The organism is Nocardioides sp. NPDC092400 (assembly GCF_040684155.1).
Lineage (GTDB): Bacteria > Actinomycetota > Actinomycetes > Propionibacteriales > Nocardioidaceae > Nocardioides.
On record NZ_JBFBFJ010000004.1, the window covers coordinates 130301 to 155810 of the forward strand.

General features: G+C 74.6%; 22 protein-coding genes. 13 read left to right on the forward strand and 9 right to left on the reverse strand.

Annotated elements, in window-relative coordinates; genetic code table 11:
- Positions 1 to 57: 57 nt before the first annotated feature.
- Positions 58 to 1020, reverse strand: coding sequence for a M15 family metallopeptidase (locus AB0N29_RS14375; RefSeq protein WP_364867690.1), 963 nt, complete (start codon positions 1018 to 1020; stop codon positions 58 to 60).
- A gap of 62 nt (positions 1021 to 1082) precedes the next feature.
- Here AB0N29_RS14375 and AB0N29_RS14380 point away from each other — a divergent pair, with 62 nt between their 5' ends.
- Positions 1083 to 2117 carry a glutathione S-transferase C-terminal domain-containing protein gene (locus AB0N29_RS14380; protein WP_364867692.1) on the forward strand — a complete coding sequence of 345 codons (1035 nt, stop codon included), beginning with the start codon at positions 1083 to 1085 and terminating at the stop codon, positions 2115 to 2117.
- 13 nt (positions 2118 to 2130) lie between these two features.
- On the opposite strand, the gene AB0N29_RS14385 is transcribed toward AB0N29_RS14380, so the two are convergent.
- Complete coding sequence (locus tag AB0N29_RS14385) at positions 2131 to 3219, reverse strand: family 43 glycosylhydrolase (RefSeq protein WP_364867694.1); 1089 nt, start codon at positions 3217 to 3219, stop codon at positions 2131 to 2133.
- A 95-nt stretch (positions 3220 to 3314) separates the two neighbouring features.
- On the opposite strand from AB0N29_RS14385, the gene AB0N29_RS14390 reads away from it, so the two are divergent.
- Both AB0N29_RS14390 and AB0N29_RS14395 read left to right on the forward strand, forming a co-directional pair.
- Positions 3315 to 4241 (forward strand): cation diffusion facilitator family transporter, encoded by a 927-nt coding sequence (locus AB0N29_RS14390; RefSeq protein ID WP_364867696.1) that lies wholly within the window; start codon positions 3315 to 3317, stop codon positions 4239 to 4241.
- A gap of 73 nt (positions 4242 to 4314) precedes the next feature.
- Positions 4315 to 4833 (forward strand): DUF1360 domain-containing protein, encoded by a 519-nt coding sequence (locus tag AB0N29_RS14395; RefSeq protein ID WP_364867698.1) that lies wholly within the window; start codon positions 4315 to 4317, stop codon positions 4831 to 4833.
- Between the two features lie 81 nt (positions 4834 to 4914).
- Here AB0N29_RS14395 and AB0N29_RS14400 read toward each other — a convergent pair whose 3' ends face one another.
- Positions 4915 to 5382 carry an SRPBCC family protein gene (locus AB0N29_RS14400; protein ID WP_302268592.1) on the reverse strand — a complete coding sequence of 156 codons (468 nt, stop codon included), beginning with the start codon at positions 5380 to 5382 and terminating at the stop codon, positions 4915 to 4917.
- 211 nt (positions 5383 to 5593) lie between these two features.
- Between AB0N29_RS14400 and pdhA the strand changes: the two genes are divergently transcribed.
- The 4 genes from pdhA to AB0N29_RS14420 all read left to right on the forward strand — a co-directional run bounded on the left by pdhA (position 5594) and on the right by AB0N29_RS14420 (position 10640).
- Entirely contained in the window at positions 5594 to 6715 is a 1122-nt protein-coding gene (gene pdhA / locus AB0N29_RS14405) for a pyruvate dehydrogenase (acetyl-transferring) E1 component subunit alpha (protein ID WP_302271733.1), read from the forward strand.
- A 1-nt stretch (position 6716) separates the two neighbouring features.
- Positions 6717 to 7721 (forward strand): alpha-ketoacid dehydrogenase subunit beta, encoded by a 1005-nt coding sequence (locus tag AB0N29_RS14410; RefSeq protein WP_364867700.1) that lies wholly within the window; start codon positions 6717 to 6719, stop codon positions 7719 to 7721.
- Between the two features lie 10 nt (positions 7722 to 7731).
- On the forward strand, positions 7732 to 9195 hold the full coding sequence (locus AB0N29_RS14415) for a dihydrolipoamide acetyltransferase family protein (RefSeq protein WP_364867702.1): 1464 nt from the start codon (positions 7732 to 7734) through the stop codon (positions 9193 to 9195).
- Between the two features lie 137 nt (positions 9196 to 9332).
- The gene (locus tag AB0N29_RS14420) at positions 9333 to 10640 is read left to right on the forward strand and encodes a serine/threonine-protein kinase (RefSeq protein ID WP_364867704.1); all 1308 of its coding nucleotides are present in this window, start codon (positions 9333 to 9335) and stop codon (positions 10638 to 10640) included.
- A 13-nt stretch (positions 10641 to 10653) separates the two neighbouring features.
- Here AB0N29_RS14420 and AB0N29_RS14425 read toward each other — a convergent pair whose 3' ends face one another.
- From AB0N29_RS14425 to AB0N29_RS14435, 3 genes are all read right to left on the reverse strand, one after another.
- Positions 10654 to 12153 (reverse strand): carboxyl transferase domain-containing protein, encoded by a 1500-nt coding sequence (locus AB0N29_RS14425; protein ID WP_364867706.1) that lies wholly within the window; start codon positions 12151 to 12153, stop codon positions 10654 to 10656.
- 523 nt (positions 12154 to 12676) lie between these two features.
- A complete protein-coding gene (locus AB0N29_RS14430) occupies positions 12677 to 13939 on the reverse strand; it encodes a DUF222 domain-containing protein (RefSeq protein WP_364867709.1) in 1263 nt (420 codons plus the stop codon).
- 288 nt (positions 13940 to 14227) lie between these two features.
- Positions 14228 to 15217, reverse strand: a complete 990-nt coding sequence (locus AB0N29_RS14435; protein ID WP_364867711.1) for an NAD-dependent epimerase/dehydratase family protein — start codon at positions 15215 to 15217, stop codon at positions 14228 to 14230.
- Positions 15218 to 15382: 165 nt separating this feature from the next.
- On the opposite strand from AB0N29_RS14435, the gene AB0N29_RS14440 reads away from it, so the two are divergent.
- From AB0N29_RS14440 to AB0N29_RS14455, 4 genes are read left to right on the forward strand one after another with little or no spacing between them, the layout of a single operon-like run.
- Positions 15383 to 16465 carry an ABC transporter substrate-binding protein gene (locus AB0N29_RS14440; RefSeq protein ID WP_364867713.1) on the forward strand — a complete coding sequence of 361 codons (1083 nt, stop codon included), beginning with the start codon at positions 15383 to 15385 and terminating at the stop codon, positions 16463 to 16465.
- Complete coding sequence (locus AB0N29_RS14445; protein ID WP_364867715.1) at positions 16462 to 17283, forward strand: ABC transporter ATP-binding protein; 822 nt, start codon at positions 16462 to 16464, stop codon at positions 17281 to 17283. Before AB0N29_RS14440 ends, AB0N29_RS14445 begins: the two co-directional genes overlap by 4 nt.
- Positions 17276 to 18115 (forward strand): ABC transporter permease, encoded by an 840-nt coding sequence (locus tag AB0N29_RS14450; RefSeq protein WP_364867717.1) that lies wholly within the window; start codon positions 17276 to 17278, stop codon positions 18113 to 18115. The genes AB0N29_RS14445 and AB0N29_RS14450 overlap by 8 nt, the downstream gene beginning before the upstream one ends.
- Before the next feature lie 48 nt (positions 18116 to 18163).
- Positions 18164 to 19507: an LLM class flavin-dependent oxidoreductase gene (locus AB0N29_RS14455; protein ID WP_364867719.1), complete on the forward strand. Its 1344-nt coding sequence runs from the start codon at positions 18164 to 18166 to the stop codon at positions 19505 to 19507.
- An 18-nt stretch (positions 19508 to 19525) separates the two neighbouring features.
- Here AB0N29_RS14455 and AB0N29_RS14460 read toward each other — a convergent pair whose 3' ends face one another.
- Both AB0N29_RS14460 and AB0N29_RS14465 read right to left on the reverse strand, forming a co-directional pair.
- Positions 19526 to 21004, reverse strand: coding sequence for a M1 family metallopeptidase (locus AB0N29_RS14460; RefSeq protein ID WP_364867721.1), 1479 nt, complete (start codon positions 21002 to 21004; stop codon positions 19526 to 19528).
- A 7-nt stretch (positions 21005 to 21011) separates the two neighbouring features.
- Positions 21012 to 21590: a sigma-70 family RNA polymerase sigma factor gene (locus tag AB0N29_RS14465; protein ID WP_364867723.1), complete on the reverse strand. Its 579-nt coding sequence runs from the start codon at positions 21588 to 21590 to the stop codon at positions 21012 to 21014.
- 40 nt (positions 21591 to 21630) lie between these two features.
- Here AB0N29_RS14465 and AB0N29_RS14470 point away from each other — a divergent pair, with 40 nt between their 5' ends.
- Positions 21631 to 23163 carry a serine/threonine-protein kinase gene (locus AB0N29_RS14470; protein ID WP_364867725.1) on the forward strand — a complete coding sequence of 511 codons (1533 nt, stop codon included), beginning with the start codon at positions 21631 to 21633 and terminating at the stop codon, positions 23161 to 23163.
- Between the two features lie 9 nt (positions 23164 to 23172).
- Here AB0N29_RS14470 and AB0N29_RS14475 read toward each other — a convergent pair whose 3' ends face one another.
- The gene (locus AB0N29_RS14475) at positions 23173 to 23826 is read right to left on the reverse strand and encodes a hypothetical protein (RefSeq protein WP_364867727.1); all 654 of its coding nucleotides are present in this window, start codon (positions 23824 to 23826) and stop codon (positions 23173 to 23175) included.
- A gap of 47 nt (positions 23827 to 23873) precedes the next feature.
- Between AB0N29_RS14475 and AB0N29_RS14480 the strand changes: the two genes are divergently transcribed.
- Positions 23874 to 25403, forward strand: coding sequence for an amidohydrolase family protein (locus AB0N29_RS14480; protein ID WP_364867729.1), 1530 nt, complete (start codon positions 23874 to 23876; stop codon positions 25401 to 25403).
- Positions 25404 to 25510: the final 107 nt, after the last annotated feature.

The following is a 25510-nucleotide window of genomic DNA, read 5'->3' on the forward strand; positions in this document are numbered from 1 at the left end:
GGCCGGGCCTGAGGCCGGGTCTGAGGCCGGGGCCCGGTCCCGGCCTCAGCGCCCGTCTCAGCCGCCGGTCGCGCTGAAGTGCTGGTAGTCCTTCAGCGACCGGTAGTCCCCGCCCCACGCCCAGCCGATCCGGGCGAAGGCGCGGACCACCGGGCCGTCGGGGGTGACCATCCCGGGCCGGACGTCGTCGCGGTCGAGGTAGGCCGAGGCCAGCTCGGGCAGCACCACCCGGCCCGCCGGCAGGTCGCGCAGGTAGGGGTTCTGGAACGGGTTCACGTCGACGGCCCGACCGTAGGCGTGCTCGGAGTACGACGTGCCGCCGGTGACCGGCCGGCACACGAACGCCCCGGTGCCGTTGCCGTCGCCGGTGGGCGGCGCGTCCAGCGCCGACCGCGGCGTGATCGTCAGCTGCTCGAGCGGGAAGCCGGCCCGCCACAGGTCGCCGAAGACCCCGGCCAGGTCGTCGGCGGCGTCCGCAGCGACCAGCAGCTCGCCGGTGTGCCGGTCGCCCTCGAATCCGCGGAAGGCGACCCGCAGCCAGGCCAGGTCCTCGGCCGCCACCGGGCAGGCCGGCTCCCAGGTCGAGCGGGCCAGCACGTCGGCCGGCGGCGGGTTGACCACCCGGGAGGCGTAGCCGTCGCCCGGCAGCGCCGGGACCGCGTCGGGCAGCGTGAACCGCCGCTCGCGCAGCACCCGCGGCGTGGGGCGCACCGCGCCGTACCCCGTCGCGGTCTCGGGCAGCACGCGCGTCCCCAGCCAGGGCGGCGGCACGGTGCCCGGCTCCGGGTCCGGCTCCGGGTCCGGGTCCGGCTCCGTCTCCTGCTCCGTCTCCTGCTCCGGCAGGGTGCTGCTCCGAGGGCCCGCCGACGGCGTGGGCGTCCGCTCGACGCGCGTCTCGTGCCGCGGGTCGGGCCGCGGTGCGGCGTCCGGGGACGTGCCGCAGCCGGCGGTGAGCGCCGCGGCGGCGAGCAGGCCGGCGAACGGGCCTGCGAACGGGCCGGCGGGACGCGGACGCAGCACGCGCCGACCGTACCCGCGGCGGCCGGGCGAGGAGTCGTTGAGGGTTCACCTAGGCTGGGTGCATGGCGCCCCAGGACAGCTCGGACAGCTCCTCCGCGAACGACGGCAAGCCGACGTACACCGAGAAGGGCAAGGCCTTCGACCGGGACATGTCCTACATCCCCGACCGGATCACCCAGGTCGTCGACGGCGCCCCGCGCACGCCCGAGCACGGACCCGTCGCGGGCTCGCTGTGGCCGGTGGAGCCCGGGCGGTACCGCCTCGTCGCCGCCAAGGCCTGCCCCTGGGCCAACCGCTCGATCATCGTGCGGCGGCTGCTGGGCCTGGAGGACGTCATCTCGCTCGGCCTGCCCGGGCCGACCCACGACAAGCGCAGCTGGACCTTCGACCTCGACCCCGGCGGCGTGGACCCCGTGCTCGGCATCGAGCGGCTGCAGGACGCCTACCTCGCGCGGTTCCCCGACTACGCCAAGGGGATCACGGTGCCCGCGGTGGTCGAGGTGGCGACCGGGCAGGTCGTCACGAACGACTTCCCGTGGATCACCCACGACCTCTACTTCGAGTGGCGGGACCACCACCGCCCCGGCGCCCCCGACCTCTGGCCGGACGACGTCCGCGAGGAGATGGAGGCCGTGATGAAGCGGATCTTCACCGAGGTCAACAACGGCGTCTACCGCTGCGGGTTCGCCGGCTCCCAGGAGGCGTACGACGACGCCTACGACCGGCTCTGGACGGCCATGGACTGGCTCGAGGAGCGCCTCGCGGACCGGCGCTTCCTCATGGGCGACACCGTCACCGAGGCCGACGTCCGGCTGTTCACGACGCTCGCCCGCTTCGACGCCGTCTACCACGGCCACTTCAAGTGCAACCGCAACAAGCTCACCGAGATGCCGGTCCTGTGGGCCTACGCGCGCGACCTGTTCCAGATGCCCGGCTTCGGCGAGACGATCGACTTCGACCAGATCAAGGCGCACTACTACGTCGTCCACACCGACATCAACCCCACCGGCGTCGTGCCGAAGGGGCCCGACCCGGCCGTCTGGCTGACCCCCCACGGCCGCGAGGCGCTCGGCGGGGAGCCGATCCGCCCCTGGTGACCCGGCGCCGGGGCTACTGACGCCGCAGCAGGGCGACGACCGGCCGGCCCTGCCGCCAGCGGAGGTGGCCGGCGAAGAGCGAGCGCTGCGGCACCAGGCCGGGGCGCCGCTCGAGGTCGTGGCGCGGCGGGCAGGCCCGGTCGGTGCGCCAGCAGGTCCAGCCGTGGAAGTAGACGAGGTTCCGGGCGCCCCGCCGCTCCAGCACGTCCAGGCCACCGGGCCCGCAGACCCCCTGCTGCGAGCGGCGCAGCAGCGGCGCGCGGCGGGAGTGCTCCCACCGCCAGAGCCGGGTGGTGCGGCGGTACGTCGTGCGGTAGCCGCAGTCGCCGAAGTAGCCCTCGGACGTGAACAGCACCAGGTGCCGGCCGCGCCGCACCAGCTCGGGGTTCTCCGTGACCCCGCGCCGCCGGACCAGCTCGTGGCTGCGCTGGCCGCGCATCACGCGCCCTCCGCCCACCGTCAGCTGCACCATCCGGATCGTCGAGGGCGCGGTCTGGGTCTTGTAGAGCAGGTAGCGCCTGCCGTCCCGGTCGCGGAAGCCGGACGGGTCGATGACGCCGCGGCGGGCGTGCACCCGCCGCACCTTCCGGACCGGGTCCTGCGCCCGCGGGGCCCGCGCCCGGGCGGGGCACACGAGCGGGCGGCGGCCCACCGGCCGGAACTCGCCCAGCAGGTCGCGCGCCCGCGCGACGCCGATGCAGCGGCCCTCGGGGCCGAGCCCGCGGACCGGGGCGGAGTAGTACAGCAGCCAGCGGCCGCCCGCCCGCACCACGTCGGCGGCCCAGATCCGCGGCGAGGAGGCCCAGCCCGGCAGCCGGGTGAGCGCCGGCCGGGCCGGGGTCCAGGGGCCCGTCGCGGAGGGGGCCGTGGCGCGCGGGGCGTACGGGCCGGTCGACACCGCGACGTACCCCCCGGCGTGCCGGACGACCGCCGGGTCGGCGAACCCGCGCTGCCCGCCCACCGGCTGCGCCTGGCCCGTGCCGCCGGCCGCAGGCGCGACACCCGCGGGCAGGCCGACGACCACGAGCGCTACCAGCAGGCCCGCCAGCAGCCCGACCAGCGCCCTCACCAGGGCGCGCGGCACCCACCCCACCAGCACCATGCGTCCCCGCCCCTCCGTAGCCCGGGAGAGGATCGCCCGCCGCCGCCGGGAGCGCAGGCGGCGTGACCGAACCGTGACCCGGCAGGATGGGACGCGTGGGACACGGGCACACGCACACGCACGCGACCGGCCGCGCCGAGGACCGGCGGCGGCTGCGGGTCGTGCTCGCGATCACCGCCACCGTGCTCGTCGTCGAGCTCGTCGGCGCCTGGGCGACCGGCTCGCTGGCGCTGCTCGCCGACGCCGGTCACATGGCCACCGACGCCGCGGCCGTCGTGCTCGCGCTCGGGGCGTCGTACGTCGCGGCGCGCGGCGGCGGCCCGCGCTCGACGTTCGGCCTCCACCGCGCGGAGATCCTCGCGGCGCTGCTCAACGCGCTGGTGCTGCTCGGCGTCTGCGCCTACCTGGCGTACGCCGGCGTGGCCCGGCTCCTCGACCCCGGCGGGACGCACCTGGAGGCCGGCCCGATGGTCGCCTTCGCCGCGGTCGGCCTGGTCGCGAACCTGCTCGCGGTGCTGGTCCTGCGCGGCTCGACCAGCGGCTCGCTCAACATGCGCGGCGCGACCAACGAGGTGCTCGCCGACACCGTCGGGTCGGTGCTGGCCCTGGTCGCCGGCCTCGTGGCCTGGACCACCGGCTTCGACCGGGCGGACCCGATCGCGTCGCTGGTGATCGCGGTGCTCATCGCGCCGCGGTCGTGGGTGCTGCTGCGCGACAGCGTCGCGGTGCTGCTGGAGCTGGCCCCGGCCGGCCTCGACCTCGACGACGTGCGCCACCACCTCGGTCACGTGCCGGGCGTGGTCGACGTCCACGACCTGCACGCCTGGACGATCACCAGCGGGATCCCGAGCCTGTCGGCGCACGTGACCGTGACCGACGAGGCGCTCGCGGAGCGCGGCGTGGGCGCCGTGCTCGACGACCTCTGCGCGTGCGTGGGCGAGCACTTCGAGGTGCGGCACGCGACGTTCCAGGTCGAGCCGGTCTCCCACGGCGCGCACGAGGACCTCGGCGAGGTGCACTGAGGTCCACTGGGGTCCGCGCGCCTCACCCGACCGGAGGCGTCTGGGACCCCCCTCGCCGGGTCAACGGGTGACCATGACCTTCACGCACGCCCACGCGCACCCGTCGGTCGGCCGGCTCGTCGAGGGCTACGACCCCGACGGCGAGGTCGCGCTCGGCGGGTACGCCGGCAGCCTCACGACGTACGGCATGGTGCTCGCCGGGATCGCCGCGGCGGGCTCGGCCTCGGGCCACCAGCTGGCCGAGCGGTACGACCTGGCCGACATCGCCCTCGGCGGCCTGGCGGTGCACAAGTTCACCCGCCTGCTGTCGAAGTCGTCGGTCGCGGCGCCGGTGCGGGCGCCGTTCACCTCCTTCGAGGGCGCAGCCGGCTCGGGCGAGCACCTCGAGAGCGCCCGGGAGGGCGGCGGGATCCGGAGCACGGTCGGCAAGCTGATCACCTGTCCGTTCTGCCTGGGCGTGTGGATCGGCACCGCCTACATCGCGGGGCTCAACCTCGCACCGCGGCCCACCCGCACCTGGGCCGCGCTCTTCGCCGTCACGGCCGTCTCCGACTCGCTCCAGCACGCCTACGCGCGGCTCCGCGGCGACTGAGCCGGGCGTCTTCCCCGTCGGGCGTCTGGCCCCCGCGACCGCGCCCGGGCCACGGCGGTCCGAGGACCCTCGGACCGGCGCTCAGGCGTCGGCGTCCTCCTCCGCGGCCGCCTTCAGCCGGGGCAGGGTGCCCTCGATGCCGCGCCGGTTCTTCTCCGGCATGCCGAGCCGCTTCATCGCCGCGCGCCCGAGCCGGTTGTAGTACGTGCCGTCCCAGGTCTCGGTGACGCGGGTGCCGGGCCGGCCGGCGAGGTCGACCGGCTCGAGCTCGTAGCGCCAGCGGTGCGAGCCGAGGTGCTTCCAGGCGATGAGCCGCCCCTCCTCGAACTCCACGACCTTGTTGCGGATGCGGTACGGCGCGCCCATCTTCATGCTCATCCCGAACGTCGCCCCCAGGCCCAGCCGCTCCGGCCCGGAGACCGAGCCCCGGACGGTGCCGGAGCCGTCGATCCGCGGGTGCTGGCGGGGGTCGGCGAGGATCGCGAACACGGTCTCGGGCGGTGCGGAGACGATCTCGGTGGCGGACACGCGCAGCTCGGGGTCGGTCATGGGCCGAACCTAGCCCCGGGACCCCAGGTTGGCGCCCGCCCGGCGGGCGCCGGTACGTTGTTCGCCACCACGCATGTGGTCCCGGTCACAAGGCGCACCACCCCCGCGTCGTACGGTCCGGGAACTCACCACCCGGCGACCGGACGACCCCGGAGGCCGGTGACCACGAAGGAGTGCGCCCGTGAGCCAGACGTCCGGATTCGGCCCCGACCTGGCGGAGGTGTTCGGCCCCTCGCAGCGCGACGGCGGGCCGGAGCTCGTCCAGCTGCTGACCCCCGAGGGTGAGCGCGTCCACCACCCCGAGTTCGACCTCGACTTCTCCGCCGACCAGCTGCGCGGGTTCTACCGCGACATGGTGCTGACCCGGCGGATCGACACCGAGGCCACGGCGCTCCAGCGCCACGGCGAGCTCGGGATCTGGGCCCAGCTGCTCGGCCAGGAGGCCGCGCAGATCGGCGCCGGTCGCGCGCTGCGCCCCCAGGACCACGTCTTCCCGACCTACCGCGAGCACGGCGTCGCGTGGTGCCGGGGCCTCGACCCGCTGCGCCTGCTCGGCCTCTTCCGCGGTGTCGACCAGGGCTCCTGGGACCCCGAGGAGTTCCACTTCGGGCTCTACACGATCGTGATCGGCGCCCAGACCCTGCACGCCACCGGCTACGCGATGGGGATGCAGCGCGACGGCGTCGTCGGCACCGGCGACCCCGACCGCGACGCCGCGGTCGTCGCGCACTTCGGCGACGGGGCCAGCAGCCAGGGCGACGTCAACGAGTCGTTCATCTTCGCCGCCTCGTACAACGCGCCGGTCGTCTTCTTCTGCCAGAACAACCAGTGGGCCATCTCCGAGCCGATCGAGCGGCAGACCCGGATCCCGCTCTACCAGCGGGCGCTCGGCTTCGGCTTCCCTGGCGTGCGGGTCGACGGCAACGACGTGCTCGCGACGTACGCCGTGACGCAGGCGGCGCTGCAGCGTGCCCGGGACGGGCAGGGCCCGACGCTGGTGGAGGCCTACACCTACCGGATGGGCGCCCACACCACGACCGACGACCCGACCCGCTACCGGCTCTCCGACGACGTCGAGCACTGGAAGCTCAAGGACCCGATCGCGCGCCTGGAGGTCTACCTCAAGCGCAACGGCCTGGCCGAGGGTGGCTTCTTCGAGGAGGTCAAGGACGAGGCCGACCAGCTCGGCGCCACGCTGCGCGAGGGCTGCCGGTCCATGCCGGACCCGGCCCCGCTGAGCATGTTCGACCACGTCTACGCCGAGCTCACCGAGGAGCTCGCCGTCCAGCGCGACGGCTTCGCGGCGTACCTCTCCCAGTTCGAGGAGGCCTGAGATGACCGGACACCCCACCCAGGCCGCGACCCAGAAGGTCACCCTGGCCAAGGCGCTCAACATGGGCCTGCGCGCCGCGATGGAGCACGACGACAAGGTCCTCGTGATGGGCGAGGACGTCGGCAAGCTCGGCGGCGTCTTCCGGATCACCGACGGCCTGCAGAAGGACTTCGGCGAGGACCGGGTCATCGACTCCCCGCTCGCGGAGTCCGGCATCGTCGGCACCGCCGTCGGCCTCGCGCTGCGCGGCTACCGGCCGGTGGTCGAGATCCAGTTCGACGGGTTCGTCTACCCCGCCTACGACCAGATCGTCTGCCAGGTCGCGAAGATGCACTTCCGCAGCCAGGGCCGCTCGCGGCTGCCGATGGTCATCCGGATCCCGTTCGGCGGCGGCATCGGCGCGGTCGAGCACCACAGCGAGTCGCCGGAGGCGCAGTTCGCCCACACGCCCGGCCTCAAGGTCGTGGCCTGCTCGAACCCCGTCGACGGCTACTGGATGCTGCAGCAGGCCATCGCCAGCGACGACCCGGTGGTCTTCCTCGAGCCCAAGCGGCAGTACCACGCCGACAAGGCCGAGCTCGACGTCCACGCGACCCCCGAGCCGCTGCACGCGTCCCGCGTCGTCCGGCGGGGGACCGACGTCACGGTGCTGGCGTACGGCCCGACGGTGAAGACCGCGCTCAAGGCGGCCGAGGCGGCCTCCAACGAGGGCCGGTCGCTCGAGGTCATCGACCTGCGCACGCTCTCGCCGCTGGACATGGCGCCGGTCCACGAGTCGGTGCGCCGCACCGGTCGCGCCGTCGTCTGCCACGAGGCGCACGTCAACCTCGGCATGGGTGCCGAGCTCGCCGCGCGCATCACCGAGGAGTGCTTCTACTCCCTCGAGGCGCCCGTGCTCCGGGTCGGCGGGTTCGACACGCCGTACCCGCCCTCCCGCATCGAGGAGGACTTCCTGCCCGACCTGGACCGCGTCCTCGACGCCGTCGACCGCTCGCTCGAGTTCTGAGAGGACGACCGTGCCCCACTACCTCCTCCCCGACGTCGGCGAGGGCCTCATCGAGGCCGAGATCGTGTCCTGGAAGGTCAAGGTCGGCGACGTCGTCGACATCAACGACGTCGTCGTCGAGATCGAGACCGCGAAGTCGCTGGTCGAGCTCCCCTCGCCGTACGCCGGCGCGGTCACCGCGCTGCTCGTGCCCGAGGGGGAGACGGTCGCCGTCGGCACGCCGATCATCGCGATCGGCGAGCCCGACGCCGCTGCGGCCTCCGCGGCTCCCGCGCCCGGTGAGCAGCCGGGGGCGTCGTACGCGACCCCCACGCCCGAGATGGAGATCGACCTGTCCAACCCCGCGGCCAGCGGGGGCGGGGAGGGCGAGAGCCTGGTCGGCCGCAACAAGGCCGACCGCGGCCCGCTGCGCCGCCCGCGCAAGGGGTCGGCCTCGCCGTCGACGGAGTCCGCGGCGGCGACCCAGATGCAGGTGCAGGGCGCCTTCGCCCCCGGGGGCGCCCAGTCCGACCCGGTCGTCGAGGCCGACGAGCCGGCCGTCCCGGCCACGCCCGCCCCGCCGCTGCCGGTCGACGAGCGCGTGCTCGCCAAGCCGCCGGTGCGCAAGCTGGCCAAGGACCTCGGGGTCGACCTGACGGCCTGCGCGGCGTCCGGCCCGGACGGCACCGTCACGCGCGAGGACGTCGTCGCCGCCTCGCAGGCCGGGTCGCCGTCGGCCGCGTCGGCTGCAGTCCCTGCACAGGTGCAGTCCCCGGCCCGCGTTCCCGGGGAGCGCGAGACCCGGGAGCCGATCAAGGGCGTGCGCAAGATGATGGGGGCCGCGATGGTGCAGTCGGCCTTCACGATCCCGCACGTGACCGAGTGGGTCACCGTCGACGTCACCCGCACCGTCGAGCTCGTCGAGCGGCTCAAGGGCCACCGCGAGCTGCGCGACGTGCGGGTCTCCCCGCTGCTCGTCGTGGCGCGCGCGGTGGTGCTCGCCATGCGGCGTACGCCGGAGGTCAACTCCTACTGGGACGACGCCGCGGGCGAGGTGGTGCTCAAGCACTACGTCAACCTCGGCATCGCCGCGGCCACCCCCCGCGGGCTGGTCGTCCCGAACGTCAAGGACGCCCAGGACCTCACCCTGCGCGAGCTGGCCGAGGCGCTCGGTGCCCTCACCGCCACCGCACGCGAGGGACGGACCCAGCCGGCGGAGATGAGCGGCGGGACGTTCACGATCACCAACGTCGGGGTCTTCGGCGTCGACGCGGGCACGCCGATCATCAACCCCGGCGAGTCGGCGATCCTCTGCGTCGGCGCGATCGGCAAGCGGCCGTGGGTCGACGAGGGGACCGGCGAGATCGTCGCCCGCGACGTCACGACGCTGGCGCTGTCGTTCGACCACCGCCACATCGACGGGGAGAAGGGCTCGCGGTTCCTCGCCGACGTCGCCTCGATCCTCGCCGACCCGGCCTCGGCGCTGCTCTTCTAGCCCTCCCACCAGTGCCTCGTGATGCCCGGCGCGCGCCCCGGCGCACGCTGGGCACCACGAGGCGGGTGGGACGGCTCGGACGGCCTGGGCCTGGGGAGGACCGAGTAGGACCGGCCCGGTCGGGGTAAGCGGACGAGGTGAGCGACGACGGGTACCCCGAGGTCGGGGAGCGGCTGGGTTCCTACAGCGTCGGTGCGCGGATCGGCACCGGCGGGATGGGCTGGGTCTTCGAGGCCCTCGACACCCGGCTGAACCGGCAGGTCGCGCTCAAGGTGATCGCCCCGCAGCTCGCCGGCGACGAGGGCTTCCGGGAGCGGTTCGTGCGCGAGGCGCAGGCGCAGGCCTCCCTGGACTCCCCGCACGTCGTCCACGTCTACGAGCACGGTGACGTCGACGGGCGGCTCTACCTCGTCACCCAGCACGTCCCCGACGGCGACCTCGCCGGCCAGCTGCGGGCCCACGGCGCGCCGCCGCGCGAGGCCGCGGTCGACATCGTCGCCCAGGTGGCGGCCGGGCTGGCCGACGTCCACGCGGCCGGGTTCGTCCACCGCGACGTCAAGCCGTCGAACGTCCTGCTGCGGCGACGCGAGTCCGGCGTCACGGCGTACCTCGGCGACTTCGGGATCGTCCGCGAGGCCGGCGCCGACCACACCGCGACCGCGGCGGGCACGGCCGGCACGCCCGGGTTCATGGCACCCGAGCTGCACAGCGGCGCCAAGGCCGGCCCGCGCACCGACGTCTACTCCCTCGGCTGCCTGCTCTGGACCACGCTGACCGGATCCCCGCCGTACGACGGCTCCTCGGAGTGGGAGGTCGTCACCGCCCACCGCGAGCGGCCGGTGCCGCAGCTGGCCGACGACGGCTCGCTGGCCGAGGGGATCAACGGCGTGCTCCGGCGGGCGATGGCGAAGGACCCGGCGGAGCGGTACACCGACGCCGCGCCGATGCGCGACGACCTCCGAGCGCTCCTGGCCCTGCCCGCGGAGGGGCACGTCGTGCCGGTCGAGGCCGTCGACCCGCCCGTCGCCGCGCCGCTCCCACCGCCGCGGAACGCCAGGCTCACGATCGCCGCGGTCGTGGTCGCGCTGCTCGTGCTCGCCGCGGCGGCCGTCGCGGTGTGGGCGCTCACCTGGGGCGACGACGACGACCCGGCCTCCTCGGCACCGTCGGCAGGAGCGGGAGCGGGGCCGGCGGACCCGGTGGGCCGTGGTGCCGTCGCCAGCATCGCCACCGCGCTCCTCGAGCAGGGCGAGGTGACCCCGGCGGTCGCGTCCTGCGCCGCCGAGACCTGGGTCGAGCAGGCCGGCGTGGACCGCCTGCGGGCCGAGGGCTACCTCGACGAGCAGCTCGCGTACGTCGACCGGCCGGCCGCCGAGGTCTCCGCCGACATGCGCTCGGCGATCGCCACCGCCGTCGCGGCCTGCGGCGGCACGACGGCGGACTGACCCCCGACGACGCTCAGGCGTAGCGCCGGGCGCGGTCGGCGGGGCTGCCCGGCCCCGCGTCCAGGAGCGCGGCCAGCTCGTGCTCGAGCGCGGCGCCGACCCGCCGGCAGAACGCCTCGGGCTCGTCGGCGGCGTCGGGTCGCTCGGCGACGATCCGGTCCACGATGCCCAGCCGGTGCAGGTCGAGGGCGCGGACCTGCTGCTTGCGCGCCATCTCGGGTGCGTGGTCGAGGTCGCGGTGGACGATCGCGGAGGCCCCCTCCGGCGGCAGCGGGGAGAGCCAGGCGTGCTGGGCGGCGACCACCCGGTCGGCGGGAAGCAGGGCGAGCGCGCCGCCGCCGTTCCCCTCGCCGAGCATCAGGCACAGGGTGGGGGCGTCGAGCGTGACGAGGTCGGCGAGGCTGCGCGCGATCTCGCCGGCGAGCCCGCCGTTCTCGGCGTCGGGGGAGAGGGCGGCGCCCTGGGTGTCGATGACCGTCACCAGCGGCAGGCCGAGCTCGGAGGCGAGCCGCATGCCGCGGCGCGCCTCGCGCAGCGCGCCCGGACCCATCGGGTGGTCGGCGGTCTGGCCGCGGCGGTCCTGGCCGAGGAACACGCACGGCGCCTGCCCGAACCGGACCAGCGCGATGAGCAGGCCAGGGTCCTGCTCGCCCTGGCCGGTGCCGTTGAGGGGCACGACCTCGGAGGCGGCGTACTTCAGCAGCCGGCGGACGCCGGGGCGGTCCGGCCGCCGGGAGCGGGTGACCGCGTCCCACGTCTCGACGTCGGGGACGGTGCCGGCCGCGGAGTCGTCGGCCGCGGAGTCGTCGGTTGGGGAGGGGACGGGCGTGATGCCGTGGCGCGGGGCGAGGATGACGCCCAGCGCTCGGTCGAGGATGCCGGCGATCTCCTCCGGCGCGACGACGGCGTCGATGATGCCGTGGGCGTAGAGGTTCTCGGAGGTCTGCACGCCCTCGGGGAACGATTTGCCGTAGAGCGCCTCGTAGACCCGCGGGCCGAGGAAGCCGACCAGCGCGCCGGGCTCGGCGACGGTCACGTGGCCGAGCGAGCCCCACGACGCCATGACGCCGCCGGTGGTGGGGTGGCGGAGGTAGACGAGGTACGGCAGGCCGGCCGCCTTGTGCGCGGCGACGGCCTGGCTGATCCGGATCATCTGCACGAACGCCGGTGTGCCCTCCTGCATCCGGGTCCCGCCGCTCACCGGTGCGGCCAGGAGCGGGAGGCGCTCGCGGGTGGCGCGCTCGATCGCCGCCACCAGCCGGTCGGCGCTGTCGCGGCCGATCGACCCCGCCAGGAATCGGAACTCCCCGACGACCACCGCGACCCGCCGGCCCTTCATCAGGCCCTCGCCGGTCAGCACGGACTCGTCGACGCCGCTCTTCTCCTCCGCCCGCCGCAGCTCCGCGGCGTACTCCTCCGAGACGCCGGCCCGCTCCGGGGCGGTGTCCCACGAGGTCCACGACCCCGCGTCGAGCACGAGGTCGATCAGTGCGGCTGCGTCAGGTCGGCCCATGGCCGTGCAACCTAACGGCCGGGCCGGTGTGGGCGAGACCGCGACCCGCTGGTCGAGCAGCGACCGCCGACCTGCTGCTGGTCGAGCAGCGACCGCGAGCGAGCGTCGTCGAGACCGGGTGAGGTGCGCAGGGCCTAGGGGTGGTCGTCGGGCCCGCGCTCCTGCTGGTCGAGCAGCGAGCGCGAGCGAGCGCCGTCGAGACCCAAGCCTGTTGGTCGAGCAGCGAGCGCGAGCGAGCGTCGTCGAGACCCGGCGAGGTACGCAGGGCCTGGGGGTGGTCGTCGGGCCGCCGCCGCTGGTCGAGCAGCGAGCCCTGGCGAGCGTCGTCGAGACCCCGTGAGGTGGGCAGGGTGCCGGGGTCGTCGCCGGGCCGCCGGGTGGGCTCGGCTCGCGGTCTCTTTTTCGAGTCGTGTGGTTGCGCGCCGCTGGGGTCGAGGTCCTGGGCGCGGCTGCGTGTCGCCTCACGGCTCGCGGGGGTCGACCGCTGTGGTTGCGGTGGACAAGGTGTGTCCGTTGGGTCGGCCTAGGTCCTGCGGTGGAAGGCGACCTTCCCGCCGGGCAGGTGCGTGGTCTCGTACGCCGGGTCGTGGATCCGGGCGTGGTGGCGCGGGCAGAGGTTGCGGGCGTTGGCCAGGTCGGTGGCGCCGCCGGTGGACCAGGGTTGGTCGTGGTGGGCGTGGCAGAGGTAGGCGGGCCAGTCGCAGGATTCTACGGTGCAGGTCGGTTGGGTCAGGTTGAGCGCCCGGCGCTGGGCGCCGGTGAACAGCCGCGTGGTGCGGCCGAGGTCGAGCAGCTCGGACCTCGACCCGAGGACGGCGGGAATCAAGCCTGCCTCGCAGGCGAGCCGTCGTGCGGTGGCTGCGGAAATGGTGGCGCCGTCGTCGAGGACACCGGGTGCGAGTCCACCCGTGAGCGAGGCGATGTCCATGGTGATGACGACGGTGGCGTTGAGCCCGCCGAGCTTCGGGACCGAGGCGGTGGGGAGGCGTTCGAGGAGCTCGCAGAACGCGCCGCCCATCCGTTCCGGTGACGGGCGGCGCTCCACCGGCTCGGCGGCAGAGGGGTCCTGGGTGGCGGCTTGGTGCTTCGGGGCGGCGAAGGCAAGGAGGGTCTTCTTCAGCATCGCGCCGTGCAGCTCGGGGATCTTGAACTTCCCGACCACCGACCCGCGTCCGTCGGGGCTCATCGTCAGCCACGCGGTCTCCCGGGTCAGGCGCTCCTCGGCTTCGAGGGCCTTGGCGTCGCGTGCCTCGCCGATCTCCGGGGCCACGACGGTGAGCACGTGCTTGGCCAGGATGCGCAGCGACTTGGGGTCACGGTGCCGTGCCTCGGCCAGGAGGTGCTGCTCCGCACGGAGCGGGATAGTCGGGTCGTCGAGGTCGGTGGGGAGCCGGTCGAGGCACTCGGTGATCACCCGAGCGTGGTCCACCGACACATCACCCTCGGCGAAAGCCGTTGCCGTCTGGCAGTGGCGGTCTAAGGACTCGGCCAGCCGCATCCGGTGCTTCGCAGCGGGACGGGTCTGATGGGTCTCGACCGCCCACCAGGCGGCGGTGTCGGTGGCACCGTCCCGCTCGCCGGCGTGACGGCGGTCGGCTTCCGCGACCAGGCGGAGCTCCAGGGCCTCGGCCTGCGCGCGCAACCGGGTCGCCTCGACCAGGGTGTCGGTGACGTCGTCGTCCGACATCGACCACAGGTGGACCTCGGCGGCCGAGCGCATCTGCTTGCGGGACTTCGCGACGGCGCGGCACACCACGTGTGCGCTGCGTCGGGAGTCCTTGGCCATGGGTCTACTCAAGCACCGACCACCGACAGTCCCGAGGTCGTTTCCCCAGGTCAGACCACATCGTGGACGACAAGTTCGGTGAGTTTCTCGCCGGCCGACTCGAGAGCCCCAGGCCCTGCGCACCTCACCGGGTCTCGACGACGCCTCGCCGGGGCTCGGCTGCTCGACCAGCAGACGCCTCGCCGGGGCTCGGCTGCTCGACCAGCAGTCGCCTCGCCAGGGCTCGGCTGCTCGACCAGCAGCCGCCTCGGGGGGCTCGGCTGCTCGTCCGAGCTGGACGGCGGGGTGTCACAGAGCGGCGAGGACGGCGGCCTCCTCGTCGCGGGTGAGGCCGGTGACGGGGGCGTCGGGGGTGGCGCGGAGCCAGGCGAGGGTGTCGCGGGCGGTGTCCTCGACCGGTCGGACCACCAGGCCGGCGTCGAGGGAGGGGCCGGCGTCGTGGGCGACGAGGCCGTCGTACTCGGGGCGCGGCAGCCAGAGCGGGAGCGACCGGGGGCCGGCCCACGGCTCGACGCCGTGGGCCTCGAGGGCGTCACGGGCGGTCCAGTGCAAGAGCGCGTCCCCGCCGTCGCTGCCGAGGGAGACGGCGGCGAGGAGGTCGCGGACCGGGGTCGCGGGCCCGACGCCGTCGAAGGTCCCGGTGGTGCGGCGATCCGCGAGCGTGACGAGCCAGGCGGCCAGGTCGCGCACGTCGACGACCTGCACCAGGTCGTCGGGGTCGCCGGGCGCCAGGACGGCGGGGTGGGTGTCGACCGCGGCGAACCGGGCCGGCCAGTAGGTGAAGCGCCCCGTCGGGTCTCCCGGCCCGACCACCAGGCCGGGACGGACCACGGTGGAGGACCGGGCGCCGGCGCGCACGATCGACTCGCACGCGACCTTCATCGGGCCGTAGGCCTCCATGTCGACCGACAGGTCGGCGTCCTCCCAGAGCGGCTCGCGCAGCGGCAGCGAGCCGGGCGTGCCGCCGGGCGTCGACTCGTCGGCGTACACGTTGATCGTCGAGACGAACACCCAGTGCGCCTGCGGTGTCGCGGCCACCGCCGCCCGCACCCACGAGGGGTGCCGCGCCACGTCCACCACCGCGTCGTACGTCGCCGCGTCGGCCAGCAGCGCCTCCGGCAGCGGCTGCGTCCGGTCGAGCTCGACGTGGTCGGCCCCGTCCGGCACGGGTCCGGACCTCCCGCGGCACGCGCACACCACCTCGTGGCCGCGGGCGAGCGCCTCCTCCGCCACCGCGCGCGAGAGGAACACCGAGCCGCCGAGCACCAGGAGCCGCATGACCCCACCGTGCCCGCCCGGACGGGGTGGGGACAGGGGTTCCGCCGAGGGCGAACGGTCCACCACGCGGTCGCCCCGGTTCAATGTCGAGTTTTTCGATCGACTATGCGTAGTATCCGGAGCGACCTGATCGGGACACCCGACTTTCGCCATCCGGAGGAACCCATGCCACTCCTGCCCGCACGCCGGCGCCTGCCGGCACTCCTCGCCACGGCCCTGGTGGGCCTCGTCGGAGCCACGGCCACGGCCTGCGGCGGCTCCGCGGGGGCCGACGGCGGCGGCGAGGTGACGACCATCCGCTACCAGTCCGGCGCCGGCTCGCTGGACCCGCTCGAGCTGGCCGACGCCCTCGGCTACCTCGACGGGCTGACCCTCGACAAGGTCGGCGACGTCCAGGGCGGTCCGGAGAGCCTCCAGGCGCTGGCGACCGGCCAGATCGACATCTCCGCCTCGGCGTTCTACGGCGCGACCGCGAAGCTCGTCGCGAGCGGCGTGCCGATCAAGGCCGTCGTGTCGACCTACGGCTCCAACGACGAGGTCAGCGCCTCGGTCGTCACGCTCGAGGACTCCGGTGTCCGCGAGGCCGAGGACCTGGTCGGCAGGAAGGTCGCGGTGAACACCCTCGGCGCCAACGCCGAGGCGGTGCTCGACACCTACCTGCAGTCCGAGGGGCTCAGCCAGGACCAGATCGACCAGGTGACGCTCGTGCCGCTGCCCGCGCTGAACTCCGAGGCGGCCCTGCGCGAGGGCCAGGTCGACGCGGCCTACATGAGCCGCGGCGCGCTCGACAACGCCAAGAAGAACGGCGGCATCAGGGTGCTCGCCGAGGACGTCGACTTCGTCGGTCCCTACAACGGAGGCGGGTTCCACCTCACCGAGCGCTTCATCCAGCAGAACCCCACCACCACCCGCACGCTCGTCGCCGGCGTCGCCCGCGCCAACGAGTACATCGCGACGCACTCGCGCGAGGAGGTGCTCGACGTGATCGGTGAGTACCAGACCAAGCACGGCCGGGAGGACTACCTCGAGCCGCTCCAGATCTGGCCCGGCACCAACGGCGTCGCCACCGAGGGCGGCGTCATCCGCGACCAGGACGTGACCATCTGGCTGGACTGGCTCGAGAGCGAGGGCGAGGTCGACACCGGCGACATCACGCCCGAGGACGTCTTCACCAACGAGTTCAACCCGTACGCCGACGGCGCCGGCACCGACCCCGGCACCGGAACCGGAACCGAGGAGGACCAGTGAGCAGCAGCATCGAGCTCCGCGACGTCAGCCAGGTCTTCGCCGTCCGCGGCGACGAGGACCGCCAGCTCCGCGACTTCGTCGCCCTCCAGGGCGTCGACCTGACCGTCGCCCCGGGGGAGCTGCTCGCCCTCGTCGGGCCCAGCGGCTGCGGCAAGTCCACCGTGCTCGACCTGGTGGCCGGGCTGACCCGCCCGACCTCGGGCCGGGTGCTGGTCGACGGCGAGGAGATCACCGGACCCGGCCTGGACCGGAGCGTGGTCTTCCAGCAGTACACCCTCCTCCCGTGGCGCACGGCCACCGCGAACGTCGAGCTCGCGCTCGAGGCGACCGGTCGCTACACCCGTGCCGAGCGGCGCGAGCGGGCCCGCGAGCACCTCGAGCTGGTGGGCCTGACCGAGTTCGCCCACCGCTACCCCCACGAGCTCTCCGGCGGCATGAAGCAGCGGGTCGCCATCGCCCGCAGCCTCTCCTACGAGCCCGGCGTGCTGCTCATGGACGAGCCGTTCGGCGCCCTCGACGCGCAGACCCGCGAGCGGCTCCAGGAGGAGCTGGTCGGCATCTGGGAGCGCACCGGCACCACGATCGTCTTCATCACCCACGACATCGAGGAGGCGGTCTTCCTCGGCCAGCGCGTCGCGGTGATGAGCAGCCGGCCCGGGCGGGTCAAGGAGGTCGTCGACATCGACCTCGACCGCTCGGCCGCCGTGGAGAGCGACATCCGGTCGACGCCGGAGTTCGCGGCGTACCGCCACCACGTCTGGGCCTCGCTGCGCCAGCAGCCCGCCCGCCGCCTCGAGGAGGTCGAGCGCGTTGCCTAGCGTCCTGGAGGAGCGGACCGAGGCCCGCCCGAACCCGCGCCAGGAGGAGGCGGCGAAGGTCCGCCACGTCTCCCGGCACCGCACCCGCGCGCTCAGCGCGCTCCGGGGCGCCGCCGGCATCCTCGTGCTCGCGGTCGTGTGGGAGCTCGCGCCGCGGTACGGCCTGGTGGACCGGTACTTCGTCCCGCCGCTGAGCGAGGTGCTCGACGTGTGGTGGGGGCTCGCGCGCTCCGGCGACCTGACCGAGCACCTGCGCGCCAGCCTGGTCCGCTCCGGCATCGGCTTCGGCCTCGCGGTCGCCACCGCGATCCCGCTCGGCGCGGCCATCGCGTGGTACTCCCCGGTCCGCCAGCTCTTCACCCCGGTGCTCGAGATCTTCCGCAACACCGCCGCGCTCGCGCTGCTGCCGGTCTTCGTCCTGGTGCTGGGCATCGGCGAGACCAGCAAGATCGCGATCGTCCTCTACGCCTGCTTCTTCCCGATCCTGCTCAGCACGATCAGCGGCGTCGCCAACGTCGACGCCCAGCTGCTGCGCTCGGCCCGGGTGCTCGGCCTGTCACCGGTGGCGACGTTCCGCAAGGTCGTCTTCCCGGCGGCCGTCCCGACGATCTTCACCGGCATCCGGATCTCCGGCGCCGCCGCGATCCTCGTCCTCATCGCCGCGGAGATGATCGGCGCCACCGCGGGCCTGGGCTACCTCATCAACTACAGCCAGTTCAACTTCCTCATCCCGCAGATGTACGCCGGCATCCTCACGACCTCCGTCGTCGGCCTGGCCGTCAACTACGCGCTGGTCGCCCTCGAGCGCCGGTTCTCCCGCTGGCGCGCCTGAACGCTGCACCGACCAACCACCCCCGCCACCACCGGAACGGAGCCTTCCATGCCCGAGAAGACCCAGCTCGTCCTCAACGCCTTCCTCATGACCGCCGGCCACCACGAGTCGGCCTGGCGCCTCCCGGAGAACGACACCTCGCGCGTCCGCGACGTGGCGTACTTCCAGGACCTGGCCCGCACCGCCGAGCGCGGCCTGCTGGACTCGGTGTTCTTCGCCGACCACCCCGGCCTCGGCCAGGTAGCCCGGCGCCCCGCCGAGCTCCCCGACCCGGTCCTGCTGCTCACCGCGATGGCCGCGGTCACCGAGCGGATCGGCCTGGTCGCCACCGCCTCGACGACCTTCTCCGAGCCCTACAACCTGGCCCGCGCCTTCGCCTCGCTCGACCTCCTCAGCGGTGGCCGCGCCGGCTGGAACGTCGTCACCACCGCCGCCGAGCAGGCCGCGGCCAACTTCGGCGACGGGCCGCTGCCCACGCCGGCCGAGCGGTACGCCCGCGCGCAGGAGTTCCTCGACGTCGTCCTGGGCCTGTGGGGCGGCTGGGACGACGACGCCCAGCTGGCCGACAAGGAGCGCGGCGTCTGGATCGACCCGGACCGGGTCCGCACGCTCGACCACGTCGGGGAGCACTTCCGCGTCAAGGGACCGCTCAACGTCGGGCGCAGCCCCCAGGGCCACCCGGTCGTGGTGCAGGCGGGCTCCTCGCCGGCCGGCATCGAGCTGGCCGGGAGGTACGCCGAGGCGGTGTTCACCGCCCAGCCGACCCTCGAGGAGGGCCGCGCGTTCTACGCCACCCTCAAGGCCGCCGCGGTCCGCGCCGGCCGCAACCCCGACCACGTCAAGGTGCTGCCCGGCGTCGTCCCGGTCATCGGCGGCACCGAGGCCGAGGCCCGCGACCTCGAGCGCCGCCTCGACGAGCTCGTCGTCCTCGACCACCCGCTCGAGCAGCTCGCGGAGATGACCGGCCTGCCGGTCGAGCGGCTCGAGCTGGACGCCCCGCTGCCGCAGGACATCCGCCCGGTCGAGGAGGTCCGCTCCATCAGCAGCCGCTACCGGCTGGTCGTCGACCTCGCCCGCCGCGAGGACCTCACCGTCCGCCAGCTGCTGCTGCGCCTCGGCGGCGGCCGCGGCCACCGGACCTTCACCGGCACCCCGGAGCAGGTCGCGGACACGATCGAGCAGTGGGCCGCGGCCGCCGCGGCCGACGGGTTCAACGTGATGCCGCCCGTGCTGCCCGCCGGTCTCGAGGCGTTCGTGGACCACGTCGTGCCGATCCTGCAGCGGCGCGGTCTCTTCCGCACCGAGTACGCCGGCAGCACGCTGCGCGAGCACTACGGGCTGCCGGTCCCCGCGACCGGTGCACCCGCCGCGGCCGCCGCGCTGACCGCCTGAGGGGCCTCCGGAACGGGCCTAGGACCGGGCTGGGGTCGTCTCGCCCAGCAGCCAGTCGTCGAAGAACGCCGACAGCTCCAGCCCGGCCTCCTGCTCGACCCACGCGACGTACTCCTCGCGGTCGGCGGCGCCGTCCTCCTGGGAGGCCGGCCAGCCGCGCACCATCGACCAGAACGCGTCCTCGCCGACCCGGCCGCGCAGCTCGTGCCACATGAGCGCGGGCCCGTAGTAGACCGTCGAGGCGCCGAACGCGTCGGGGTCGTAGGCGCCGGGCGGACCGGCGGACGCCCGCTCGCGGACCTCCGCGGCCGCGTAGGCGTCGAGCACCGCGTCGAGGTCCGTGCCGTCCTCCTCGGCCTGCCAGAGGACCTGGAGGTACATCACCATGCCCTCGTTCATCCACACGTCGCGCCAGTCCGTGGGGGTGACCTGGTCGCCGTACCACTGGTGCGCCAGCTCGTGCACGACCACGGCCGGCGACCTGGCGTACTCGGACGTGCCGATCGTCATCATGGTCTGGGTCTCCATGGCGCTCGCGGAGTCCACGACCACCGCGCCGAGCGTGTCGAACGGGTACGGCCCGAGCCGCTCCTCCAGCCAGCCGAGCTCTTCGGCGGTCGTGCGGGCCCCGCGCCCCAGGTCCGGCTGGTCGCGCGGCACCCACCACGTCACCGGCACCCCGCTGTCCGAGGTGGCCTCGGCGGTGACGTAGTCGCCGGTCGCGACGGTGACGAGGTACGACGCCGCCGGCTCCGCGAGGTGCCAGCGGGTGACCGTGTCCGGGCCGTCCTCCTCCCGGGAGACCAGCGCGCCGTTGGCGACGCCGACGAACGGCGTCGGCACCCGGACGGTGATGTCGTAGAGCGCCTTGTCGGAGGGGTGGTCGTTGACGGCGTACCAGGTGAGCGCGCCGTACGGCTCCTGCATCGTCCACGTCCACCCGTCCGCGGTCGTGGTCCAGCCGGTGGTGGCGACGTCCCGCCGCCGGGTCGGTGCCGGCACCGGCCGCGGGGTGCCGGCGTAGGTCACGACCAGCGCGTAGCGCCGGTCGGCGACGACGTCGTGGCGCACGACCAGGTCCTTGCCGCGGTGCCGGAACCGCGCCTCCTCGCCGTCGACCCGCACCGAGCCGACCTCGAGCTCGGGCGCCAGGTCGAGCCGGAGCCGGTCGTCGTTCCCGGTCGAGCGCAGCACGACCCGCTCGGTGCCCTCCAGCACCCGCGCCACGGGGTCCCAGGTGAGGGAGAGGTCGTAGTGGAGGGCGTCGACGCCCGGGTCGCCGACGTCGGGGTAGACCGAGTCCTCCCGGGGCTCGCTCAGCGCGACGTCGAGGGCCGCGCCCGTCGGCCTCCTCGGGACCGCCGTCGCCGATCCGGAGTCCGTCGCCGTGCTCGGCCCGGGCGACGGGGGGCCGTCCGCAGGGCCCCGGCCGTCGTCGTCGCTGCACCCGGCGAGGGGGAGGAGCGCGACGGCGAGCAGCGCCGGGAGCCGTCTCACCCGTCGCTCACCCGTCGCCGCGGAGCATGGGCCGCACCAGCTTGCGGCCGTGGTGGACCTGCGCCTTGACGGTGCCGGTGGGCAGGCCGAGCTGCGCCCCGATCTCGTCGTACGCCATCCCGTAGACGTCGCGCAGCAGCAGCGGCTCGACCATCTGCGGGTGGTCGCGCTCGAGGGACTCCAGCGCCTCGAGCAGGTCCAGGCGGGTGCCGGCGATGACCGAGGTGGTCCGCGGGTCGGGCTTCTCGGCGGGGGCGTGCTCGCTGGCGACGGCCTGGTTGCGCATCCGCCGGTACGTCGTGCGCGCGCTGTTGACGGCCACGACGTGCATCCACGTGGTGAACCGGCCCCGACCGCCCCACGACCCGATCTTGCCGGCGATGTTGAGCAGCGCCTCCTGGCAGGCGTCCTCGGCGTCGGAGGAGTGCGGCAGCACGCCGCGGCACACGTTGAGCGCCCGCGGACGGACCGCCGCCAACAGGTCCTCGAGCGCGCCGCGGTCGCCGTCCCGCGCGCGCCGGGCGAGCTCGTCGATCTCGTGCGGGGTCCGCGCGACCCCGCTGCCGGTGCCCGAGTCAGTGGCCATGCCGGGTTTCCTCCCTCGTCCCCTGCAACATAATGCCGACGTGTCCCACCCCACCCGTCTCGGCCGCTACGCGGTGCGTCGACGGATCGGTTCGGGCGGGTTCGCGACCGTGTGGCTGGCCTACGACGAGCAGCTCGACAGCCCGGTCGCGATCAAGGTCCTCGCCGACAACTGGACCGAGGACCACCACGTGCTGCAGCGGTTCGTCGAGGAGGGCCGCTACCTGCGGCGGGTCGAGTCGCCGCACGTCGTCCCGGTGTACGACGCCGGGGAGCTCGAGGACGGCCGGCCCTACCTGGTGATGGCCTACGCCGACCAGGGCACGCTCGCCGACCGGCTCGACGCGGAGCCCGGCGCCGAGGGCCTCACCGTGCCGCAGGCGGTGGAGGTGGTCCGGCAGGTCGGCGCGGGGCTGACCGCGCTGCACGCCCGGGGCATCCTCCACCGCGACGTGAAGCCGGCCAACGTGCTGTTCCGCACCGTCGACGGCGCCGTGCGCGTGATGCTCGGCGACCTCGGGCTCGGCAAGGCGCTCGACATGTCCTCCCGGTTGACCATGGTCGCGGGCACGCCGACGTTCGTGGCCCCCGAGCAGGCGCAGGCCGAGCCGCTCGACGCGCGCGCGGACCAGTACTCCCTCGCCGTGCTCACCTACCTCCTGCTCGCCGGCCGCGCGCCGTACACGCACGCGACGCTGACCGCGGCCGCCGCCCCGGGCCCGCCGCCTCCGCTGCCGACGCCGGACCGGCCGCTGCCGGAGGCGACCGACGCCGTGGTCCGCCGCGCCCTGGCCCGCGACCGCGAGGAGCGGTTCCCCGACGTCGCGTCCTTCGTGGCGGCGCTCGAGGAGTCCCTCGAGGGCTGGCGCGAGGGCCCGGGAAGCGCCGACGACGCGGCCGCCGCGACGCCCGCGCTGCCCCTGGACCCCGACCTCACCCAGGCCGGCGCGCGCCCGAGCCCGCCGCCCGCGGCGGTCGCGACCGCGCCGGTCCCCGGACCCGTGCCGGCACCCGACCCCGACCCCGACGTCGAGGCTGCGCCGAGGTCTCGACGGCGGTGGGCGGGGGCCGGGCTGGTGGGCGGGCTGGCACTCCTGCTGGGCGGGGCCGGCGGCTACCTCTGGCAGGCCGGCCGGACCGAGCAGGTGCGGCTCGTCGACGACCAGGGCAGCCTGGGCGTCGCGGTGCCGCGCGACTGGGAACGGGTGGTGGCGGCCGACGGCTGGACGCCGCCGAACGACGACGTGACGTACCCGGCCCTCTCCGTCGGCACCGTCGCGGACTGGAACGAGCCGACCACGAGCGGCGAGGGCGTCTTCCTCGGCCTGTTCCCCGGGACCGAGCTGCCGACGACGATGCCGCAGCACCCGGAGTGCGAGGAGGCCCAGGAGCCGGTCACCGAGACCATCGGCGACCCCTCGCGCACGGTCGTCCACACCGGCTGCCCCGACGGGATCACCGTCGAGCGGGTGGTCCAGGTCGCCGGGAACCGGTTGCTGTGGGTCCAGGTCCGCAGCGCGGACCGGGCCACGGCGAACGGCGTGCTCGACAGCGTGGACACCTACGGCATCTGACGCCCGGGCTCAGGAGGTGGTGGCCCCGCGAACGATGCGCTCGACGAGGTCGGCCATGCCGCGCCGGTCCCGCTCCCGCCCGACGAGGGCGATCGCGGCGTACGCCGTGTCCCCGTCGACGGAGAGGAACCGCTCCATCGCCACGCGGCGGTACCGGTCCAGCACGTACGTCGCGGTGAACCCCGCCTCGTCGCGCGACTCCACGACGAGGTCCTCGACGCTGGAGGCGCCGCCGAGGTCGTCGAGCCGCTGCTGCAGCGCGGAGGACCGGGTCTGGGTGCCGCCGATGAGCCGGACGCGCAGGAAGAAGGCGTTGTCGGTCGGCTGGTCCGGCGGGAACCACTTCCACTCGCCGAGCTGGGAGTCGCTGCGGGTCCACCTGACCGGGACCGGCAGGCGGAGCCCGTAGGGGGCGACCGCGATCTCCACCGGCCGCGTGCGCACCCCCGGCTCGAGCGCGGGGGTGTCCGGGTCCGCGACGACCTCGGCGGGCGGGTCCGCGGGGTAGGACGGCGAGACCGCCGGCACCGGCGCCGCGGTCGCCAGCGTGCGCGGCTCCTCGTCGAGCAGGCCGGCCAGCAGTGCCCCGCCGGCGAACCCCACGACGGCCAGCACCACCACGACGACGGCGACGACCACCGTCCCTGGCCGCCGCGTCGTCATGCCGCCCGAGGGTAGACGGGTTCGGGGCCGCGACTACGTTCTGCCCCATGACCAGCCTGCTCGTCCGCAACGCCCGACCGGTGCCGCTGCGACCCGTTGACGCCGCCCCCGGCGGACCCTCCGCCTCCGAGCCGGTCGACGTGCTCGTGGAGGGCGGCACGGTGACCGCGGTCGCCCCGCGCCTCGACCCGCCGGCCGGCGACGCGGTCGAGGAGGTCGACGCCGCCGGACGCTGGCTGCTCCCCGGGCTGTGGGACCAGCACGTGCACATGGGTCAGTGGACGCTCGCCTCCCAGCGGCTCGACCTCGGCGCGGCCCGCACGCCGGAGGACGTCACCCGCGCGGTCGCCGAACGCGTCGCCGAGCACCCCGACCAGCCCGTCATCGGCTGGGGCCACCGCTCCGGCGGCTGGGACCGCGAGGTCACCGTGTCCGAGCTCGATGCGGTCTCCGGGCAGACCCCGGTGGTGCTGATCAGCGGCGACGGGCACCACGCCTGGCTCAACACGACCGCGCTGCTGCACCTCGCCATGCCGGTGCGCGACTCGGTGGTCCGCGAGACCGAGTGGTTCGCGGCGTACCCGCGCCTGGTCAGCCTGGTCGGCAACGACGGGACCTCGCCCGAGGCCTACCGCCGCTCGCTCGAGACCGCGGCCGCGCTGGGCGTCGTCGGGATCGTCGACTTCGAGTTCGGGCGCGGGCCGATGGACTGGGTGGAGCGGTGGCACTCCGGCGCCGACCTGCTGCGGGTGCGCGCCGCGACGTACGCCGAGCACCTCGACGACGTCATCGCCCTCGGCCTGCGCACCGGCGAGGCGCTGCCCGGCTGCGGCCCGCTGCTCACGATGGGGTCGCTGAAGATCATCAGCGACGGCTCGCTGAACACCCGCACGGCGTGGTGCTGCGAGCCGTACGGCGACGCCCACCGCCTGGAGTACCCCGCCGGCCAGCCCAACCTCTCCGGCGACGAGCTGCGCGAGCACCTCGCCCGGGCCCACGCCGCCGGCCTCGAGGTCGCCACCCACGCCATCGGTGACGCGGCCGTCGCCGAGGCGCTCGCGTCGTACGCCGCCACGGGCGCGCGCGGCTCCGTCGAGCACGCCCAGATGGTCGGTCGCGACGACGTGCGCCGGATGGCCGAGCTGGGCATCCGGGCCAGCGTGCAGCCCGCGCACCTGCTCGACGACCGCGACCTGACCGAGAAGATCTGGGGCGACCGGTCGGCCCGCTGCTTCGCGTTCCGGTGGATGCTCGACGACGGCGTCGAGCTCGTGCTCGGCTCCGACGCGCCGGTCTCGCCGCTGGACCCGTGGCTCGCCGTCGCGGCCGCCGTCCACCGCAGCGCCGACGAGCGCGGCCCGTGGCACGGCGAGCAGGCGCTGTCGGTCCAGGAGGCCCTCGCCGCCTCCGTGGACGGCCAGCCCACCGTCGGCGTCGGCTCCCGCGGCGACCTCGTCCTCGTCGACGCCGACCCCCTCGCCGCCCACGCCTCCACGGCCGACGCCGGCGCCGCCCTCCGCGGCACCCACGTCGCCCTCACCGTCGTCGCCGGGGCGGTCGTCCACCGGGAGATGTGACAGGGAAGCGTCAGCATCCCAAGTCAACTTGGGATGCTGATGCTTCACGGCCTTTGCAATGGCCGTGAAGCGGCAACATCGGCCGCGGAGCGCGGGCTGTCGACCGG

What these genes read in the sequence shown, in the direction of transcription:
- AB0N29_RS14440 (WP_364867713.1), top strand. Translation starts at nt 15,383, where the DNA reads ATGCCACTCCTGCCCGCACGCCGGCGCCTGCCGGCACTCCTCGCCACG.
- AB0N29_RS14465 (WP_364867723.1), bottom strand. Translation starts at nt 21,590, where the DNA reads ATGGCCACTGACTCGGGCACCGGCAGCGGGGTCGCGCGGACCCCGCAC.
- AB0N29_RS14475 (WP_364867727.1), bottom strand. Translation starts at nt 23,826, where the DNA reads ATGACGACGCGGCGGCCAGGGACGGTGGTCGTCGCCGTCGTCGTGGTG.
- AB0N29_RS14480 (WP_364867729.1), top strand. Translation starts at nt 23,874, where the DNA reads ATGACCAGCCTGCTCGTCCGCAACGCCCGACCGGTGCCGCTGCGACCC.
- AB0N29_RS14380 (WP_364867692.1), top strand. Translation starts at nt 1,083, where the DNA reads ATGGCGCCCCAGGACAGCTCGGACAGCTCCTCCGCGAACGACGGCAAG.
- AB0N29_RS14430 (WP_364867709.1), bottom strand. Translation starts at nt 13,939, where the DNA reads ATGGCCAAGGACTCCCGACGCAGCGCACACGTGGTGTGCCGCGCCGTC.
- AB0N29_RS14395 (WP_364867698.1), top strand. Translation starts at nt 4,315, where the DNA reads ATGACCTTCACGCACGCCCACGCGCACCCGTCGGTCGGCCGGCTCGTC.
- AB0N29_RS14455 (WP_364867719.1), top strand. Translation starts at nt 18,164, where the DNA reads ATGCCCGAGAAGACCCAGCTCGTCCTCAACGCCTTCCTCATGACCGCC.
- AB0N29_RS14400 (WP_302268592.1), bottom strand. Translation starts at nt 5,382, where the DNA reads ATGACCGACCCCGAGCTGCGCGTGTCCGCCACCGAGATCGTCTCCGCA.
- AB0N29_RS14410 (WP_364867700.1), top strand. Translation starts at nt 6,717, where the DNA reads ATGACCGGACACCCCACCCAGGCCGCGACCCAGAAGGTCACCCTGGCC.
- AB0N29_RS14385 (WP_364867694.1), bottom strand. Translation starts at nt 3,219, where the DNA reads ATGGTGCTGGTGGGGTGGGTGCCGCGCGCCCTGGTGAGGGCGCTGGTC.
- AB0N29_RS14425 (WP_364867706.1), bottom strand. Translation starts at nt 12,153, where the DNA reads ATGGGCCGACCTGACGCAGCCGCACTGATCGACCTCGTGCTCGACGCG.
- AB0N29_RS14435 (WP_364867711.1), bottom strand. Translation starts at nt 15,217, where the DNA reads ATGCGGCTCCTGGTGCTCGGCGGCTCGGTGTTCCTCTCGCGCGCGGTG.